Raw genomic sequence first — 17,713 nt, 5'->3', positions numbered from 1 at the left:
GGCGCTACTCCCCGAACGCCGCCTCGAAGTCGCGCGGCGCGCATCCGCGCGGCTGCTCCGGACGAGGACCGGGGTCGCCCAGCGGGGGCGTCGGCATGGTCACCGCTGCGCCGGGCTGCAGCAGCAGCTCCTCGCCGAAGTGCCGGACGACGAGCGGCGTGCTGTCGACCGCGCGATAGGTCGTGGCCTCCCGACCGATGTCGAGCCGCAGCATGTGCCCCTGCACGCGGATCCCGAAGCTCACCCGGGTCAGCTGCTCGGGCAGTCGCGGCGCGAAGCGCAGTCCCCGCTCGCTCTCGCGCATGCCGCCGAGACCGGCGGTGATGGCCATCCAGATGCCCGCGAGCGACGCCATGTGCAGCCCCTCGTCGGTGTTGCCGTGGAGATCGTCGAGATCGATCGTGGCGACCTCCGCGAGATAATCCGCGGCGAGGCCGAGATGGCCGACCTCGGCGGCGATCACCGACTGGGCCGCCGCCGAGAGCGACGAATCGCGCACCGTGAGCGCCTCGTAGTAGGCGAACGCGCGCGCCTTCTCGTCGGCGGTGAACTCCTCGTGCGCGAAGAGCAGCGCCAGCACGAGATCCGCCTGCTTCACGACCTGCTTCCGGTACAGGTCGAAGTACGGGAAGTGATCCTGCAGCGGGTACTGGTCGTCGCCGGTCGCCTCGAAGTCCCAGCGGGCCCGCTCGGTGAAGCCCGCTGAATGCGGGTGCACCTTCCGGCGCTCGTCGAAGGGGATGGCCATGGCCGCGGCCACCGCGGACCATCCGCCGATCTCCTCGTCGGTCACGCCGAGCGCCTCCGCGACATCGGCCTGGCGCCGCGCCGCGTCCGCCGCGCCCACCAGGTTCTGCCGCGCCATGAGGTTCGTGAAGACGTTGTCGTCGACGATCGCGGAGTACTCATCCGGCCCGGTGACGCCGTCGAGGTGGAAGCTGCCGTCAGCATCCCACCGGCCGAGCGAGACCCACAGCCGCGCCGTCTCGACGAGGATCTCGAGGCCCGCCTCGCGCTCGAACCGCTCATCGCCGGTCGCCCGCACGTAGTGCATCGCGGCGGCGGCGATGTCGGCGTTGAGATGGAACGCCACAGTGCTAGCCGGCCAGTACCCCGACGACTCCGCCCCGTCGATCGTGCGCCAGGGGAACGCTGCCCCGGCGAGGTGCAGCTGCTGCGCGCGCGACCGCGCGTGGTCGAGGGTCGCGTGGCGCCAGCGCAGCGCCTGCTCGGCCGCCGCCGGTGCGGTGGACGTCAGCACAGGCAGGACGAAGCCCTCGAAGTCCCAGAACGTGTGTCCCTCGTACCCCGCGCCCGTGAGCCCCTTGCCCGGCACCGAGCGCCCCTCGAGGCGAGCCGCGGACTGGAAGACGTGGAACAGCGCGAACCGCACCGCCTGCTGCAGGCGCGGTGCGCCCTCCACCTCGACGTCCGCGCAGGTCCAGTACTCGTCGAGACGCGACCGCTGCCCGGAGACCAGCCCCTGCCATCCGTCGCGCACGGCCTCGCCGACCGCCGCCTCCGCGCGGTCGCGGAGCCCCGACACCGACAGCCCCTGCTGGAACTCGTGCCCGACGAACTTGACGACCTCGAGACGCTCGCCCGGGACGAGTTCGGCGGAGATGGTCGTCCGCGCGAGATCGTCGGATGTCGCGGTGTCGGTCGTCGGCGCACGCTCGCCGGCCCGGGCGATCACGTGATCCATGCTCACGGCGACGCCGAGCTCGCTCTCGCGGGTGCGGTGCACGAGGGTCGCCCCGGTGCCGAGCACGAAGCGATCGGCCTCCTCGAGCGGCCGGTGCAGGGCCTTCTGCACGCGCGGGTCCGGATGCGGCTCCGGCATAGGCTCGTTAGCGACCAGCTCGGACTGCAGCGTGATCACCACCGCGGCGTCGACGGCCTCGACCTCGTACCGCACCGCCGCGATCGACCGGTGGGCGAGGGAGACGAGGCGGGTCGACGTCACGCGCACGGTGCGGCCGGCGGGGGAGGTCCACTCGACGTCGCGACGGAGGGTCCCGTCGCGGAAGTCGAGCCGCTGCTCGTGCACGGCCATCCTGCCGGTGCGCACGTCGAACGGCTCGTCGTCGACGAACAGCTGGATGATCTGGCCGTTCGGCACGTTGATCACGCTCTGACCGCGGTCGGGGTATCCGTACCCGTCCTCCGCGTAGGGCATGGGATGGTGCTCGAACACGCCGTTGAGGTAGCTGCCGGAGATGCCATGCGGCTCTCCCTCGTCGAGGTTGCCGCGCCATCCGACGTGCCCGTTCGACAGCGCGAACACCGACTCCCGGTGTGCGAGCTGATCGGGGTCCACACCGGCGAGGCCGATGCTCCAGGGCGCGGTGTCGAAAGCGAGAGGCCGAGTCACCCTTTCACCGTCTCACACGCCCGCGCCTAGGGCCGTGAGATCGGGGCGGCCTCCCAGCCGCTGCACGGTCGCCGCCGCGCAGTCGGCGGCGAGCTGTCCCGTGCGCTGCGGCGACTCACCGCGCCGCACGCCGGTGACGAGCCCCGCGACGAAGGCGTCGCCCGCGCCGGTCGCATCGACGATCTCCGCCTCGCCGTGCGGGTGGAACTCCTCCCCACCGCGCCACGAGATGAGATCGCCCTCGCCCGGCACCGACAGCGCGACCAGCGTCGTCCGCCCGGTGAGAAGCCGGACGGCGGCGCGGGAGGCGTCCTCGCGCGTCCGGATGCGCGTGCCGGTCAGCAGCTCTGCCTCGTGGGCGTCCGCGCGCACGACGTCGGCGAGCTCCAGCAGCTCGCCGCGCTCGGGCCCGGTGACCGCGCCGTCGAGCACGATGCACGCGTGCGACGCCAGCCGCGCCGCAGCGAGCAGCGCGGGCGCCGGCTGCTGCAGCTGGAGCACGACGACGTCCGCCCGCTCCAGGGCGTCGGATGCTCGCGCCACGTCGTCGGTGGTGAGCAGCGACTCCTCGGGCGCGTCCTCGAGCAGCCGTCGCTCCCCGCCCGCTGCCACGACGTCGACCATGAGAGCGGTCCGCCCACGACGCGTCACGTGCGCCACATCGAGACCGGCTGCCACGGCCTCGTGGTGCAGCTGGTCGCCCGCGGCGTCCGATCCCAGCACGGCGAGGAGCGTCGGTCGCACGTCGGGGTTCAGTTGCCGGATGCCGATCGCCATGCTCGCGCCCTTGCCGCCGACGCGCTCGATCCGCTGCGTGACGGGCGCGCTCGCACCGGCCTCGGGGAGGTCATCCACCTGCAGCACGAGATCGCGGCCTGCCTGCCCGATGACGGCGATGCTCGGGCGGAGGGCCTGGGGGTGCGCGCCTGCGGACATGCTCCGACCCTACCGACGACGAAAAGGGACCGGGTGTGGTCATTTGAGACGGGCCGGCGCAGGGATCGAGGTGATGGCGACCCCGACGAGCACGACGGCGATGGAGACGAACGTCATCGCATTCACCTCGGCGTGGGCGGAGTGGAACGCCAGGTCGATGACGAGCGAGCCGACGAGATTGCCGAAGAGCGTCATGAGGCTCAGCAGCAGCACGCCGAGCCGCGCCACGGTCACCGTCGTCACCCCGATGAACACCGCGCCCAGGGCCCCGCCGAGCAGCATCCAGGAGTCCGCGGGCAGGTCCGGCAGCGCCTCGACGCGCACGCCGGCGACGAGCAGGCCGATCGTGCAGAGCACGAGGAAGGCCGAGCCGGTGAGGAAGTTCGTGAGGTTCGCGGCGATGGCCGACCCGGCCCTCATGCGGAGCCGTCCGTTGAACGCCTGCTGGAATGCGGTGAGCGCTCCCGCGACGACCGGCAGAACCGGCGCCCAGAGCGGGATGCCCTGGCTCAGCACGCCGACGGCCGACAGCGAGACGCCGACGAGGACGACGAGCGTGCCGATGACCCGCCAGCGTGTGGGCGGCTTCCGGCCCCCGGGCGGGAGCGCGGTGCTGTCCACGACGAGCGCGCCGGCGAGCTGACCGGCGATGTACGCCATCGTGAAGACCGCGACGCCCATGAGGGGGATGGTGAACGCCTGCGAGACCACGACCGTCGCGCCGGCGAGCCCGCCGAGTGTCATCCACCACGGGAACTCTCCGGTGCGCACCAGCCGCCACGCGCGCACCGCGCCCGCGAGCGCGGAGGGGGCCACCAGCGTGATGACGACGAGGATGGCCAGCCCGACGAGGAACGCCACCGTCGCCGCGAACAGGCCGTGCCCGAGCACGCCGCCGAGCGCTCCGTTCGCGGTGCCCTGCACGGCCATCCCGATGCCCGCGCCGACCGTGGCCAGTGCGCTGAGGATGAAGCCGGCGGTCGAGACGCGCGGGAGGGCGGGGGCGGAGCTGGTCATCGGGCGCGCGTCGTCCTTCGGGTGGGTGAGCAGGGGGACCGGACGAGCCTAGTCCGCAAGCCCCTGCAGCCGGCCCGTGCGCGGCAATAGCGTGGTCAGCGCCCGATCGAAGGAGGCTCATGTCGGAACCCTGGATCCGCTTCTGCATCGTCCTCGGCGTCAGCGTCGCGGCGGCGCTCGCCGTCACCGTCCTGGCGGCCGTCGCCATTCGCCTCGCCGCCCGCCGTCGCTCGTGGCCGCGAGCGCTCGTGCAGCGCTCCCGCGCGTCGTTCCGCGCGACCATGCTCGTCGTCGCCCTGTGGGTCGCGCTCGCGAACGCCCTGCCTGCCGATATGGACGTGGGCGGCCTCGTCGACCGCGTGATGACGATCCTGCTCATCGCGGCGACCGGATGGCTGCTGGCGACCCTCGTGCTGTTCGCGAGCGACCTCGCCCTCGGCCGCTATCGCATCGACGTGCCCGACAACCGCCTCGCGCGCAAGGTGCGCACGCAGACTCTCATCGTGCGGCGCCTCGCCATCGCCATCATCGTGGTCGTGGCGATCGGCGCGGCGCTGCTGACCTTCCCCGCCGTCCGCGCGGTCGGCGCGAGCGTGCTGGCGTCGGCGGGCATCGCCTCGATCGTGGCGGGCCTCGCGGCGCAGTCGGTGCTGGCGAACATGTTCGCCGGGATCCAGCTCGTCTTCAGCGACGCGCTGCGCGTGGACGACGTCGTGGTGGTCGAGGGCGAGTGGGGGCGCGTGGGCGAGATCACCCTCAGCTACGTCGTGCTCGACCTGTGGGACGACCGTCGGCTGGTGCTCCCGTGCACGTACTTCACGACCACGCCGTTCCAGAACTGGACGCGGCAGGGGTCGGAGCTCCTCGGCTCGGTGGAGCTGGACCTCGACTGGCGCGTGTCACCGGCGAGTATGCGCGCGCACCTCGACGCCGTGCTCGCCACGACGCCGCTGTGGGATGGCCGTGCCGGCGTCCTGCAGGTGACAGAGGCGACGGGCGGCTTCGTGCGCGTCCGCATCCTCGTCACCGCCAAGGATGCCCCGACGCTGTTCGACCTCCGCTGCGTCGTGCGCGAGGCGATGGTGGCGTGGGTGCAGCGGAACGCCCCCGACGCGCTGCCGGTGCAGCGGGTGGTGCTGGCTGACCCGGCGGAGGGGCAGCCCGACGACCCCACGCCGACGGGGGAGGTCGGCCTCTTCACCGGCAGCGCCGCGGCCGAAGCGCGCGCGAGCAGCTTCACCCAGGCCATCCCCGTCATCTCGCCCGACCGGGCGGACCCCGATCGGCCCGGCTGATCCGCGCCGGAGACGACGAGAGCGCCGCCCGGGTGGGGCGGCGCTCTCGTCGTGCGGCGTGCTCAGGCGGCGTCGGGGATCTCCGTCACCAGGTCGCGGATGGCGATGGTGAGCGTGGGACGCGTGCCGAGCGAGACGGCGTCGGCCATGTGCGATCCGGCGAACAGCTCCCAGCCGGAGCCCTTCACGCACACGTAGCCCTTGATCTGGTCGGCGAGCGCGACCTGGTACGAGGTGAGGCTCACGGGGATGATGGTGGCCTCCGGCGCACGTCCCAGGCTCGGGTGACCGGTCCGCATGGGCGACGTGGTGCGGGCGGTGGCGACCTTCGGGCTTGCCTCTGCGATCAGCGACATCTGTCCTCCGTTCTGAGCTGCCGCGGTCTGCGGCGATAGGGAATTTCTATCGAGCGCGGCCGCGTCCCTCCAAGACGACTCAAAAGGGTTGACAGATCCGCGATCCTGACGGAGGATGCGCGCTCAGCTCCAGTCCCGACGCTGCGGATTCCGGACCTCGGGGAGTCTCCGCTCGTCCACAGGAGCCGCCCAGCGCGCCGCGTTCGCGAGCACCCGGCGCACCTGCGGGTGGAAGTACACCGGGTACTCCTGGTCGCCGGGGCTGAAGTAGAAGATCCGGCCGCGGCCGCGCGTGAAGGTGACTCCCGAGCGGAACACCTCGCCGCCCGCGAAGGAGCTGATGAAGACCTGGTCGTCGGGGTTCGGGATGTCGAAGTGCTCGCCGTACATCTCCTGCCGGTCGATGACGATCGGGCTCTCGACACCCTCGGCGATCGGATGGCCGGGAGCGGTCGTCCAGACCAGCTCGCGTTCGCCGTCGTTCCGCCAGGCGAGCGAGCACGTCGTGCCGAGCAGACGGGTGAAGATCTTCGAGAAGTGCCCGGAGTGCAGCACGATGAGCCCCATCCCGGCGAGGACGTGCTCCTGGACGCGGCGCACCACGTCGTCGGACACCTGATCGTGCGCGATGTGCCCCCACCACAGCAGCACGTCGGTCGCCCGCAGCGCCTCCTCGGTGAGACCGTGCTCGGGCTCGGCGAGGGTGGCGGTGCGCACCCCGACGTCGTCGCCGAGCAGGTCGCGCAGGCCCGCGGCGATGGTCCCGTGGATCCCGTCGGGATAGATCTCGCGGATCTCCTCCTGCGTGGTCTCGTGGACGTTCTCGTTCCAGACGAGTGCGCGGATGGTCATGGGCGTCCTCCGATGATCTCGAGTTCCGGGCCGAGGGCGACCTCCCGGCCGGCCGCGGCGGATGCATAGCAGGCGTCCACGATGCGGGCGCGGCTGAGGCCGATCGATCCGTCGTGGGTCGGCCAGGATGAGGGGTCGGCGACGTGGGAGAGGAATGTCTCGACAACGGCCGCGTGGCCGCGGCCGGGAGGCGCGGCGACCGGGGTGTCGACGCTCGTCTCGCCGTCGCCGGTGAAGATCGTGAGCTCTCCCGAGGGCGCGTAGTCGACCACGGACAGGTCAGCGCCGCCGTCGGTGCCGTACAGCGTGATCCCGAACTGGTCGGGCGTGGAGCGGTGGGAGGCCCAGCTCGTCTCCAGCACGATGGAGCCGCCGCCCTCCAGCCGCAGGAGGGCGGTGGCGAGGTCCTCGACCTCGTAGGCGCTTCCGGTGCCGTGCTTGACCGCCCCCGACCCGCCGAGCCCGCGCGGGCCGAGCTCGGAGTGGGTCACGGCGGAGACGGCGGTGACCCTCGGCTCGCCCATGAGGTGCAGCGTCCAGTCCAGCACGTGGACCCCGAGGTCGACGAGCGGGCCGCCGCCGGACATCTCGGCGTTCGTGAACCAGCTGCCGAGCGCGGGAATCCCCGCCCGTCGCAGCCACATCGCCCGCGCGTGGTACGGGCGGCCGATGGTGCCGTCCTCGACCGCCGCGCGGATGGCCTCGATGTCGCCGCGCCGCCGATGGTTGAAGGTGATCTCGAGGATGCGGCCGGCCGCGCGGGCGGCGTCGACCATGGCCTGGCCCTCGACGCCGGTGCGGGCGATCGGCTTCTCGCACAGCACGTGCGCGCCCGTGCCGAGCGCCGCGATCGTGATCGGGGCGTGGAGGAATGTCGGCACCGCCACGCTCACCACATCGAGGTCGCCGCGCGCGATCATCTCCTCCCAGTCCGCGTACGTGCGGGAGACGCCATAGGCGGCGGCGAGCTCCGCGCGGATGGCCTCCTCCTTGCCGGCGATCGCGACGAGCTCGACGTCGGATGCGGCGGCGTAGGCGGCCATGTGCTGCTGGCCGGCCCAGCCGATGCCGACGACTCCCGCTCGCAGCGGACGACCGGGGGAGGGGGAGGGCATGGTCACGGTTCCTCTTTCGTCGGCTGCGGCGCTCTCCCCGGCAGTCAACCAGGTGCACCGGGTCAGGTCGAGAGGCGATCTGCGGGCTTCCCGTGCGGCGGCGGTGCTGGTGGGATGGCGGCATGAGGATCCTCCTGCTGGGCGGCACCGGGTGGCTGGGCCGCGAATTCGCTCGCGCCGCGCTCGCGCGCGGCCACGACGTCACGTGCGCGTGCCGCGGCGACGCACTGCCGATCGGGGTGCGTCATGTCGTGGTCGACCGCGACGACGACGCGGGGCTGCGCATCGTGAGCGGCGAGCATTGGGACGCGGTCGTCGATGTCGGGCGGGAGCCCGTGCACGTCCGACGCGCCGTCCGCGATCTCGACGCCGCCCGCTACCTCCTGGTTTCGACGGTGAGCGTCTACACGGGCGCTGACGACGAGGGCACGGTGCCCGCGCTCGCCGGCGAGCGCATGGGCGGCGTGGAGGACTACGGACCGGCCAAGGTCGCCTGCGAGGCCGCGGTGCTCGCGGGGTTCGGCGCCGCACGCTCGCTCATCGTCCGGCCCGGGCTCATCGGGGGGCCGGGCGATGGGTCGGGCCGGACGAGCTACTGGCCCTGGCGCTTCGCGCACCCGGCGGCGGACGGCGTCGTTCTCGTTCCCGACGCGTCCGAGCAGCCGACATCGATCATCGACGTGCGCGACCTCGCCGCCTGGCTCGTGCACGCCCTCGAGGGGGAGCTCGCCGGCGTGTACGACGCGGTCGGCCCTGTCGTTCCGCTCGGCGAGCACCTGGAGAGCGCCCGCGCCGTCGCCGGCGGCGCGGCCGGGCTGCTGCCTGCTCCCACCGCGTGGCTGCAGGAGCAGGGGGTGAGGGAGTGGATGGGACCGCGCTCGCTGCCGCTGTGGATCGCCGACCGGTCCGCCTGGCCGATGCTCGCCCGGTCGGCCACCCGGGCGGTGGAGCGCGGCCTCGTGCTCCGGCCGCCCGTCGAGACGCTCCGCGACGTGCTCGCTTGGCGTGAGGGCGGCGGCGAGGCGGGAGCTGCGGGCCTCTCCGACGCCGACGAGCGGGCGCTCATCGCGCGGCTGCGCGGCTGACCCGGTCGGAGGCCTCCCGCGCAACCCCTTCCGTGGCCGCAGCAGCGCGACCTAGCGTGGAGGAACGACACCGACGAGAAGGGCGGACGCATGACGGAACGACATGTGGAGACGATCTCGAAGCGCGGGCAGTGGGTGAGCCGCGTCCCGGGGGAGAGCGAGAACTCGCAGAGCTTCGCGAGCCGGGACGAGGCGGTGGCGGCCGGCAGGGCCCTCGCGGAGGAGCTCGGCATCCCCCACCGGGTGCACGACAGCGAGGCGACCGGCGTCGCCACCGACGAGCAGAGCGATGCCGATGCTGATGCCGCGCGAGACGAGCTGCTGCCCGACACCACCGACGAGCACGACCGCCCGCTTGACAACCCGTCCGGCTGACCCGGCGAGAGGACCCGCAGATGAGCGACCAACCTGACGAGGGCAAGGCCATGGCCGACGCCGAGGAGTACAACCGGATCGCAAAGGAGCATGGGATCGCCGATCCCGGCGGGATTCCGGAGCAGACCGTCGACCAGGAGGAGCCGAAGCCCGACCTGCCCCTCGACGACATCGCAGACGACGCCGTCGAGGAGCTCGGCCCCGCGCAGTAGCGCGGGAGCGCGTCAGAGGTCGCGGAGCCGCTCCAGCAGCGGCTCCGCGACCTCCGCGAGGAAGCGCTCCTGCTGCTCGTCGCCCACCTGCACGATCGCGACATCGGTGAAGCCCGCGTCGACGAAGGGGCGCACGCTCTCGGCGAGGACGTCGAGATCGGGCCCGCACGCGATGGACTCCGCGACGTCCTCGGGACGCACGTACGCGCTCGCGCCCTGGAAGCCCGCCGGCGTCGGCAGATCGGCGTTCACCGACCATCCGCCAGCGAACCAGCGGAACTGGTCGTGCGCGCGCGCCACGGCCCGCTCCCGGTCGGGGTCCCACGAGATCGGGATCTGCCCGATCTTCCGCGACGGCTCCTCGCCCTCGCGTGCGCCGTCCCACGCCTGCAGGAGCTCGCCGTCCGGCTCCGTCGTGATGAGATGGTCGCCCAGCGGGGCGAATTCGGCGATGGAGCTCGGTCCCGACACCGCGACGCCGATCGGCACGCCGCTGACGGGGCAGTCCCAGATGCGCGCGGAGTCGACCCGGAAGTACTCGCCCTCGTAGGTGATGAGATCCCCGGTGTGCAGCGCGCGGATGATCTCGATCGCCTCCACCAGCATGTCCTGACGCGCGTGCACGGCCGGCCATCCTTCGCCCACGACGTGCTCGTTGAGGTTCTCGCCCGAGCCGAGCCCGAGGAGGAAGCGCCCTTCGGAGAGCTCCTGCAGCGTCGCGGCCTTCTGCGCGACGACGGCGGGGTGGTAGCGCATCGTCGGGCAGGTGACGTAGGTCATGAGCTCCACACGCGACGTGGCCTGCGCCACCGCGCCGAGCACGGTCCACGCATACGGCGCGTGCCCCTGGCTCACGAGCCACGGCGAATAGTGGTCGCTGCTCGCGAGGTAGTCGAAGCCCGCGTTCTCCGCGGCCTGGGCGTATCGCACGAGTTCGCGCGGTCCGCTCTGCTCGGTCATCAGCGTGTATCCGAAACGCGTCATATCCCTCTCCCTGCTCTGGCGGTTCCTCCGCACGCTAGACGCTGGAAGACGCCGCGAACAGGGGCTTGCCACGCGCCCTGGTGCCGGGCAACGTTGCCGCCATGACGAACGACATCTCAGCCAGCACCCATCCGCCCGTCGTCCGCCGCGCCATCGTCACGGGCGCCGACTCCGGCATCGGTCGCGCCACCGCGGTCGCGCTCGCCGCAGCAGGCATGGACGTGGGCATCACCTGGTTCCAGGACGAGGACGGCGCCGCGGCGACTGCCGAGGAGGTGCGTGCGCACGGCTCGCGCGCGGTCGTCGAGCGCCTCGACGTGAGCGACATCCCCGCCTGCGGCGACGTCATCGATCGGATGGCCGACGAGCTCGGCAGCCTGGACGTCTTCGTCAACAACGCGGGAGCGGGATCGCAGACGCCGTTCCTCGACCTGCGCCTCGACCAGTGGCGCCAGGTGGTCGACATCGACCTCACCGGCGCCTTCATCTGCCTGCAGCGCGCGGCGCGGCGGATGGTCGCGGCCGGTCAGGGCGGACGCCTCATCGCCGTCACGAGTGTGCACGCGCACCAGCCCATGGTGGGCTCCAGCGTCTACGACGCCGCGAAGCACGGCCTGGGCGGGCTCATGAAGAGCATCGCGCTGGAGCTGGGGAGCACCGGCATCACGGCCGTGAGCGTCGCGCCCGGTGAGATCGCCACCGCGATGACCGGCAACGAGGATGTCGACCCGCACACCGTGGACCGCCCTGGCATCCCCCTCGGTCGCCCCGGCGACGCCCGCGAGGTCGCCGCCCTCATCGCATTCCTCGCGTCGCCCGAGGCGAGCTACATCACCGGCACGTCGATCGCGGTCGACGGCGGCATGCTCCAGATGGGCCCGCAGGCCGGGGCGGCGGTCACGTCGCACGACTGGCGCACGGTCTGACCGACAGGAAGCGGCGGGGACGGCTGGCCGTCCCCGCCGCTTCCTCGTGCTCAGTTCGCGTCGGCGATCGCCGAGCTCACCGCCGTCGGCGCGTCGTACTCGCCGTCGGGGATGGCCTCGAGCGCCTTCATGATGTCGTCATCGGCTCCCGACTCGCGCGCCGAGGCGAGGATGTCCTCCTTGGTCGCGGGATAGTCGATGCCGCCCAGGTGCTTCTGCACCTGAATCGGGTTCGGGGTGTCGCTCATCCTTCTCTCCTCTCTCGGTGTCGGACCCGTCCGGGCCCGCCTGCGATCGGCCGAAGACGACGTCTGTCGCCTCCACGCGCCGGTCGACGATGGTGGTGGGCGCCTCGAGATGCACGGCGCCGCTGGGGAGGACCCCGGCCCCGCCCGCCGTCTCCATGACGCGCCACTGCGCGGCCACGTCCTCGCCCGCATGCGCGACGGGCAGGCGCGGCCAAAAATCGAAGCCGCCCGCCGCCTCGAGCGCCTGCCGGTCGAACAGCACGCAGCCGCCGACCCACGCGATGCGGTACGCGAGGCGGTCATCGTCGGACAGTCCGCGCTCGGCGGCCTCGTGCGCGAGGTTCGCGGCGTTGTGCAGGGGCCAGCGGTCGAAGCCGGGGGAGCCGCGGCGGATCCGCTCGGGTCGCACGCCATCGGGGCCCCACGGCTCGAACGTCGTCCGCTCGTGCGGGCGCACGTCGGCCAGGTAGGACAGACCCTGCACGGCGTACCCGACGAAGCCGCAGGCGGCCTCCGTCAGGGCGGCGTCGAGTCGCGCGAGCGCGCCCGGCTCCAGCCACACGTCGTCGTCGAGGAACAGCACGCGCGGGGCCCCGGCCTGCTCGAGGAGGAACTGCCGCTGCTCGGCCATCCCCCGACGCGGCAGGTGCGCCACGACCTCGACCGGACGGCCCTGCGCGCGCAGGACGCGGACCATGGCCTGCACGGCGGGGTCGACCGCCGCGGCGCCGTCGTCGGACTGGTCGCTCACGACCACGCGGAACGTCGGGTCGTCCTGCGCGGCGAGGCCGGCGAGCGTCACCGCGAGCGCCGACGCGCGCCCGGCGCTCGGGATGAGCACGTCGACCGCTGGTCGGGCCGGCTCGGCGGGGAGCGCCCAGCGCGCGGCGCCCCGGCGGCTGATCGGGATCATCGCGGCGGCATCCCCTCCGTGGCGGCCGGCACCGCTCGGATGCGGCCGAGGATCTCGGTTGTCGAGTGATCGGAGACGTAGTCGAGGATGGCCACCTCGCCCCCCACGGCGCGCACCTCGGCCGTCTCCGCCAGCATCTCCGGGGTGTAGTCCCCGCCCTTGGCGTAGACGTCGGGGCGCAGCCGGCGGATGAGCGCCGATGGCGTGTCCTCGTCGAACACCGTGACGTAGTCCACGCACTCCAGGGCCGCGAGCACGTTCGCGCGGTCGGAGGAGCCGTTCACCGGCCGGTCCGGGCCCTTCAGCCGCCGCACGGAGTCGTCGCCGTTCACCGCCACGACGAGCACGTCGCCCAGGCGCTTGGCCTGGCGCAGGTAGCTCGTGTGCCCGCGGTGCAGCACGTCGAAGCAGCCGTTGGTGAAGACGATGCGCTCGCCCGCCGCGCGGTGCCGCTCGATCTCGGCGGCGAGCTGATCGGCCGTGAGCGCGGCGTCGGAGGGGCGCCCCGCCCAGGCGGCGAGCTCGTCGAGCGAGCACACGCAGGTGCCGGGCTTCCGCACTGCGACGTCGGCGGCCTGCTGCGCCAGAGCGCACGCGGAGGTCACCGGCAGCCCCGCCGCCGCGGCCACGGTGAGCGCGGCGACGAAGACGTCGCCTGCGCCGGATGCCTGCTTCTCCGGCGTCGGATGCGCGTGCGTGCGCAGCGGCGGATGGCCGGGCTGCAGGAGCACGGTCCCGGTGCGGTCGAGCGTGACGACGGCCGCGTGCGCTCCCGAGGCCGCGAGGATGTCCGCGGCGTGCGCTGCCACCCGCTCCGGCCGTTCCTCGCCCGCACCCAGCGGCGCCCCGAGCACGCGCTCGGTCTCGCCCGCGTTCGGGGTCACGAGGTCGGGCTCGAGCCCGCGCCAGCGAGCCAGATCGTGGGCGTCGACGACGCGCAGCGCCGGGCGGCTTCCGGCGCCGAGCGCGGCGACGACCGCGTCGGAGAGGAGCGTCGATCCGTAGTCGCAGATGAGCTGCGCGTCGGCGCCGTCGGTCGCGGCCAGCGCGTCGGCGACCAGGCCCTCGATCGCGTGCTGCGGCCATCCGCCCTCGTGCGTCTCGTCGATGCGCAGCATCAGCTGGTCGCCCGACATCACGCGCACCTTCGTCGTGGTGCGTGTCTCGGCGACCGGCCGGAGCCGCGTGATGTCGACGCCGGCCTCGGACAGCGCGGCGCGCAGACTGCGCCCTGCCTCGTCCTCGCCGACGACGCCGACCGCCTCGACCCGCGCGCCGAGCGCGGCGAGGTTCATGGCAGTGTTGGCCGCACCGCCGGGCGCGTGCACGCGCTCGACGACATCGACGACAGGGGCGGGCGCCTCACGCGCCAGGCGCGAGATGTCGCCGCTCCACCAGCCGTCGAGCAGGTAGTCGCCGATGACGACGACCCGCGGCGCGCGGGCCCGGATGACTCCGAGGTCGTCGAGCGCGCTCACCGCGTGACCGCCGGCGAGAGGTGGACGACCTTGACGGTGGTCATCTCGTCGAGGAGCTCGGGGCCGTAGCCGAACCCGGAGCCGCTGCGGCCCCGCGGCTCGGCGGAGCCGCCCGGCGCGCCGCCGAAGACCGCGTTCACCTTGACCGTCCCCACCGGCAGGGCGTCGATGGCCCGGTTGGCGTGGCCGATGTCGGCGGTCAGGACGCTCGCGGCGAGCCCGTGCTCGTCATGGGCGGCGAGGCGCACGGCCTCGTCGAAGTCGTCGACGATCATGATCGGCGCGACCGGCCCGAAGGTCTCCTTCTGGAAGACGGGGACGGCGGGTGTGCAGTCGACCAGGACGGTCGCCGGGTAGTGGCAGCCGGGGCCGTCGGGGATGGACCCTCCGACGAGCGCGCGTGCGCCCTGCGCGACGGACGCGGTCACCTGGGCGTCGACCTCCGCGCGCATGCGCTCGTCGACGAGCGGCGCGAGCGCGTTCGAGGCGTTGCGGGACTCCGCTTCGGCGACGAGCGCCGTGAGGAACTCGTCGGCGATGTCGCGGTGGACGAAGATCCGCTCGACCGACGTGCAGATCTGGCCGCTGTTCGCGAAGGACCCGAGCGCGGCCTGCCCGGCCGCCCAGATCGGGTCGACGCCGGCGTCGACGATGAGCGCGTCGTTGCCGCCGTTCTCACGGATGAGATGCGCTCCGGTGAGGGCGACCGCGCGGGCGATGCGCTCGCCGGCGGCGGTGGAGCCGACGTGGGCGACCATGTCGACGTCGGGGCAGCTCACGAGGGCCTCGCCGGTCTGCGCGTGCCCGCTCACCGTGCACAGCACGCCATCGGGCAGCTCGGCGGCGAGGATCTCCCCGATGAGGAGGCCGAGGTGCGGGCAGCGCTCGCTGGGCTTGTGCACGACGGTGTTGCCCGTGGCGATGGCGGCCCCGATGAGCCCGATGGCGACCGCGACCGGGTCGTTCCACGGGGTGACGACGGCGACCACGCCGCGAGGCTCGGCGCGCGTGAGGTCGAGCGCGTCCGCGCCGCCGCGCAGGCTCCGACCGCGGTGGAGGGGCCCGTACTCGGAGTACTGCAGGAGCGTGTCGACCGCGGCGCCGATCCCGCCTTCGACGTCGGAGCGGAGGCGCCCGTTCTCCCGCTGCTCGAGGTCGGCGACCTCGCTCGCCCGCGCGGCCAGCGCGTGCGCCGCACGGCGCAGCGCCTGTCCGCGCGCGGCGGCCGGCGTGGCGCGCCATGAGGGGAAGGCCTCCCGGGCGCGCGCGACCGTGGCGCGCACCTCCTCGGCGTCGGCCGCGGGCACGCCGCCCACGATCGACCCGTCTCGCGGATCGGCGATCACGATCTCATCCCCCGTGCGGACGAATGCTGCCCCTGCGCTCATCGATGCGCTCCTCCCGAACTCGGCTCTTGACCGACCCCTACCCAAACCCGGCGCCGTTCACACGCACACGCGGAGGTTTGCTTTCCCGATCGGTGGGGAAGTGGGAGGACAGGACCGCCCGCGCCGTCTCGTCGGCGCCGAGACAGGGAGCACTCATGACCCCAGACGCCGCGCTCGACACCGCAGCGCCCGCCCTCGCCGTCGTGGCGCCGCCGAGCGAGCGATTCGCCGACGTGCGGCGCATCGCGCTGCTGCGCGGCGGCGGCCTGGGCGACCTCCTCTTCGCGCTGCCCGCCGCGCAGGCGCTCATGGCGGCCTACCCTGACGCGGAGGTCACGCTGCTCGGCTCGCCGATCGCGGCGGCCCTGCTCCCTGGCCGCGCAGGCGCTCCGCACCGCGTCGAGGTGCTGCCGCCCATCCACGGGGTCGGCGCCGCGCCCGACGCCGTCACCGATGACGACGAGATCGCGCGATTCGTCGCCGCGCAGCGCGAGCGGGAGTACGACCTCGCGGTGCAGCTGCACGGGGGCGGGCGCTTCTCCAACCCGTTCCTGCTCTCGCTCGGCGCGACGCACACCATCGGCACGCGCACCGAGGACGCGGCGGAGCTCGAGCGCACCATCGACTACGTGTACTACCAGCACGAGATGCTCCGCGGGCTGGAGGTCGCGGGGCTCGCCGGTGCGGCGCCGGTGGCGCTGGAGGCGCGGCTCGGCGTCTCCGACGACGAGCATGCCGCCGCCGCGGCGGTCTGCGGCGAGGACCGCCCGGTGGTCGTCATCCACCCCGGCGCCACCGACCCGCGTCGACGCTGGCCCGTGGAGCGCTTCGCGGAGGTCGCCGCCGCCGTCGTCGCCGAGGGCGCACGCGTGGTGCTCGTCGGCGACGGTGCGGATGCGCACCTGTGCGGCGAGATCGCCGTGGCGGTCGGGGCGGCGGGCGATGGCCTCGTCGTGGACGCCTCCGGACGGCTGGGCCTCGGCACGCTCGCGGGCGTGCTCGCCCGCGCAGACGTCATGCTGGGCAACGACAGCGGCCCGCGCCACCTCGCGCAGGCAGTCGGCGCCCGCACGGTCTCGATCTTCTGGTTCGGCAACGTCGTCAACGCCGGTCCGCTCGGGCGCGGGCGCCACCGCGTGCACCTGGGCTGGACGACTCACTGCCCCGTGTGCGGCCGCGACTGCACGCAGGTGGGGTGGACGGCGGAGCGCTGCGAGCACGACGACTCGTTCGTCGCGGGGGTGGCCGCGGCCGACGTGCAGGGCGACGTGCTGCGGCTGCTGGCCGACGCGATCGCGGAGCGCGCGGCGCTCTGAGCGCCCGCGCGCTGAGCCGCCGCGCGCTGAGCCGAAGACGACGACGGCCCGCCGGCGGAAGCCGGCGGGCCGCTGTCGTGAAGCGCGGATCAGGGCCAGGAGGGCTCGGCCTCGGGCGCCACGACGAGCTCGCGCACCTCGACGCCCTGCGGCTGCTGCAGCGCGAACAGGATGGTGCGCGCCACCTCCGACGGGTCGATCAGCTGCGCGTCGGGGCCGGGCTTGTACTGCTCGTCGCGGTCGTCGAAGAACCGCGTGCGCATGCCGGCGGGGATCAGCGTGGTCACGCCGATGCGGCCGTGCGACTCCGCGGCCAGAGCGCGAGAGAACCCGAGCACGCCGAACTTGGACGCGCAGTACGCGGTGGCGTCGGGAAGGGCCCGCAGCGCGAGTGACGACGCGACCGTGATGACGCGGCCGTGCACCTTCTCGATGTGCGGCAGCGCCGCGCGGACCGTCGACACCGTGCCCAGCAGGTTGACGCCGATCACGAGCTCCCACTGGTCCGCCGCCACGTCGCCCAGCTGGCCGCAGCGGTCGATGCCGGCGGCCGTCACCACGGCGTCGATCCCGCCGAGCTCCTCGGCGATCTCGGCGACCGCGCGCTCGACGGCGGCGCGGTCGGAGACGTCCGCCTGGCGTGCGAGCACGCCCTCTCCGGCTCCGGTGACGTCGCGGTCGATGACCGCGGGCGTGCCGCCTGCTTCGGCGACGGCGCGGACGACGGCCTGACCGAGGCCGGATCCTCCGCCGGTGATGAGAACGCGGCCGACGGGGCGGGGGTAGGTGTCCTGCATGTGCTTGCTCCTTCTCCGGCGTGTGGCCGGTGATCTGGATGGGGTG

General features: G+C 73.3%; 18 protein-coding genes. 6 read left to right on the top strand and 12 right to left on the bottom strand.

Going from position 1 to position 17,713, the window contains the following annotated elements:
• Window positions 1-4 precede the first annotated feature (4 nt).
• From QWJ90_RS00510 to QWJ90_RS00500, 3 genes are read right to left on the bottom strand one after another with little or no spacing between them, the layout of a single operon-like run.
• Window positions 5-2,374: a glycoside hydrolase family 65 protein gene (locus QWJ90_RS00510; RefSeq protein WP_290105622.1), complete on the bottom strand. Its 2,370-nt coding sequence runs from the start codon at window positions 2,372-2,374 to the stop codon at window positions 5-7.
• Window positions 2,375-2,386: 12 nt separating this feature from the next.
• Window positions 2,387-3,310, bottom strand: a complete 924-nt coding sequence (locus QWJ90_RS00505; protein ID WP_290105620.1) for a PfkB family carbohydrate kinase — start codon at window positions 3,308-3,310, stop codon at window positions 2,387-2,389.
• 39 nt (window positions 3,311-3,349) lie between these two features.
• Window positions 3,350-4,327: a DMT family transporter gene (locus QWJ90_RS00500; RefSeq protein ID WP_290105619.1), complete on the bottom strand. Its 978-nt coding sequence runs from the start codon at window positions 4,325-4,327 to the stop codon at window positions 3,350-3,352.
• A gap of 119 nt (window positions 4,328-4,446) precedes the next feature.
• On the opposite strand from QWJ90_RS00500, the gene QWJ90_RS00495 reads away from it, so the two are divergent.
• The gene (locus QWJ90_RS00495; protein ID WP_290105617.1) at window positions 4,447-5,622 is read left to right on the top strand and encodes a mechanosensitive ion channel family protein; all 1,176 of its coding nucleotides are present in this window, start codon (window positions 4,447-4,449) and stop codon (window positions 5,620-5,622) included.
• A gap of 62 nt (window positions 5,623-5,684) precedes the next feature.
• Here the strand turns inward: QWJ90_RS00495 and QWJ90_RS00490 are convergent, their stop codons facing one another.
• The 3 genes from QWJ90_RS00490 to QWJ90_RS00480 all read right to left on the bottom strand — a co-directional run bounded on the left by QWJ90_RS00490 (window position 5,685) and on the right by QWJ90_RS00480 (window position 7,945).
• Window positions 5,685-5,978, bottom strand: a complete 294-nt coding sequence (locus QWJ90_RS00490; protein WP_290105615.1) for a hypothetical protein — start codon at window positions 5,976-5,978, stop codon at window positions 5,685-5,687.
• Window positions 5,979-6,101: 123 nt separating this feature from the next.
• Window positions 6,102-6,830, bottom strand: coding sequence for a ThuA domain-containing protein (locus QWJ90_RS00485; RefSeq protein ID WP_290105614.1), 729 nt, complete (start codon window positions 6,828-6,830; stop codon window positions 6,102-6,104).
• A complete protein-coding gene (locus QWJ90_RS00480; protein WP_290105612.1) occupies window positions 6,827-7,945 on the bottom strand; it encodes a Gfo/Idh/MocA family protein in 1,119 nt (372 codons plus the stop codon). The genes QWJ90_RS00485 and QWJ90_RS00480 overlap by 4 nt, the downstream gene beginning before the upstream one ends.
• 122 nt (window positions 7,946-8,067) lie before the next feature.
• On the opposite strand from QWJ90_RS00480, the gene QWJ90_RS00475 reads away from it, so the two are divergent.
• The 3 genes from QWJ90_RS00475 (at window position 8,068) to QWJ90_RS00465 (ending at window position 9,617) form a co-directional block, all read left to right on the top strand.
• The gene (locus QWJ90_RS00475; protein WP_290105611.1) at window positions 8,068-9,030 is read left to right on the top strand and encodes an NAD-dependent epimerase/dehydratase family protein; all 963 of its coding nucleotides are present in this window, start codon (window positions 8,068-8,070) and stop codon (window positions 9,028-9,030) included.
• 90 nt (window positions 9,031-9,120) lie between these two features.
• Window positions 9,121-9,405 (top strand): DUF2188 domain-containing protein, encoded by a 285-nt coding sequence (locus QWJ90_RS00470; RefSeq protein WP_290105609.1) that lies wholly within the window; start codon window positions 9,121-9,123, stop codon window positions 9,403-9,405.
• A gap of 20 nt (window positions 9,406-9,425) precedes the next feature.
• Window positions 9,426-9,617 (top strand): hypothetical protein, encoded by a 192-nt coding sequence (locus QWJ90_RS00465; protein WP_290105607.1) that lies wholly within the window; start codon window positions 9,426-9,428, stop codon window positions 9,615-9,617.
• A 12-nt stretch (window positions 9,618-9,629) separates the two neighbouring features.
• Here the strand turns inward: QWJ90_RS00465 and QWJ90_RS00460 are convergent, their stop codons facing one another.
• Complete coding sequence (locus QWJ90_RS00460) at window positions 9,630-10,601, bottom strand: TIGR03557 family F420-dependent LLM class oxidoreductase (protein ID WP_290105605.1); 972 nt, start codon at window positions 10,599-10,601, stop codon at window positions 9,630-9,632.
• Window positions 10,602-10,702: 101 nt separating this feature from the next.
• Here QWJ90_RS00460 and QWJ90_RS00455 point away from each other — a divergent pair, with 101 nt between their 5' ends.
• Window positions 10,703-11,527 carry an SDR family oxidoreductase gene (locus QWJ90_RS00455; protein WP_290105604.1) on the top strand — a complete coding sequence of 275 codons (825 nt, stop codon included), beginning with the start codon at window positions 10,703-10,705 and terminating at the stop codon, window positions 11,525-11,527.
• Between the two features lie 50 nt (window positions 11,528-11,577).
• On the opposite strand, the gene QWJ90_RS00450 is transcribed toward QWJ90_RS00455, so the two are convergent.
• The 4 genes from QWJ90_RS00450 to QWJ90_RS00435 are packed head-to-tail and all read right to left on the bottom strand — an operon-like array spanning window position 11,578 to window position 15,554.
• The gene (locus QWJ90_RS00450) at window positions 11,578-11,748 is read right to left on the bottom strand and encodes a DUF2795 domain-containing protein (RefSeq protein WP_290106321.1); all 171 of its coding nucleotides are present in this window, start codon (window positions 11,746-11,748) and stop codon (window positions 11,578-11,580) included.
• Window positions 11,666-12,688 (bottom strand): glycosyltransferase family A protein, encoded by a 1,023-nt coding sequence (locus QWJ90_RS00445; protein ID WP_290105602.1) that lies wholly within the window; start codon window positions 12,686-12,688, stop codon window positions 11,666-11,668. The genes QWJ90_RS00450 and QWJ90_RS00445 overlap by 83 nt, the downstream gene beginning before the upstream one ends.
• Complete coding sequence (gene rfaE2 / locus QWJ90_RS00440) at window positions 12,685-14,166, bottom strand: D-glycero-beta-D-manno-heptose 1-phosphate adenylyltransferase (protein WP_290105601.1); 1,482 nt, start codon at window positions 14,164-14,166, stop codon at window positions 12,685-12,687. Before rfaE2 ends, QWJ90_RS00445 begins: the two co-directional genes overlap by 4 nt.
• The gene (locus QWJ90_RS00435) at window positions 14,163-15,554 is read right to left on the bottom strand and encodes an aldehyde dehydrogenase family protein (protein ID WP_290105599.1); all 1,392 of its coding nucleotides are present in this window, start codon (window positions 15,552-15,554) and stop codon (window positions 14,163-14,165) included. The genes rfaE2 and QWJ90_RS00435 overlap by 4 nt, the downstream gene beginning before the upstream one ends.
• Before the next feature lie 155 nt (window positions 15,555-15,709).
• Between QWJ90_RS00435 and QWJ90_RS00430 the strand changes: the two genes are divergently transcribed.
• A complete protein-coding gene (locus QWJ90_RS00430) occupies window positions 15,710-16,870 on the top strand; it encodes a glycosyltransferase family 9 protein (RefSeq protein WP_290105598.1) in 1,161 nt (386 codons plus the stop codon).
• 89 nt (window positions 16,871-16,959) lie between these two features.
• Here the strand turns inward: QWJ90_RS00430 and QWJ90_RS00425 are convergent, their stop codons facing one another.
• Entirely contained in the window at window positions 16,960-17,667 is a 708-nt protein-coding gene (locus QWJ90_RS00425; RefSeq protein WP_290105596.1) for an SDR family oxidoreductase, read from the bottom strand.
• Window positions 17,668-17,713: the final 46 nt, after the last annotated feature.

Source organism: Microbacterium oryzae (assembly GCF_030406385.1).
Classification (GTDB): domain Bacteria; phylum Actinomycetota; class Actinomycetes; order Actinomycetales; family Microbacteriaceae; genus Microbacterium; species Microbacterium oryzae_A.
Note: the sequence above shows the minus strand (reverse complement) of the source record. Positions and strands in the feature narration are given on the sequence as shown.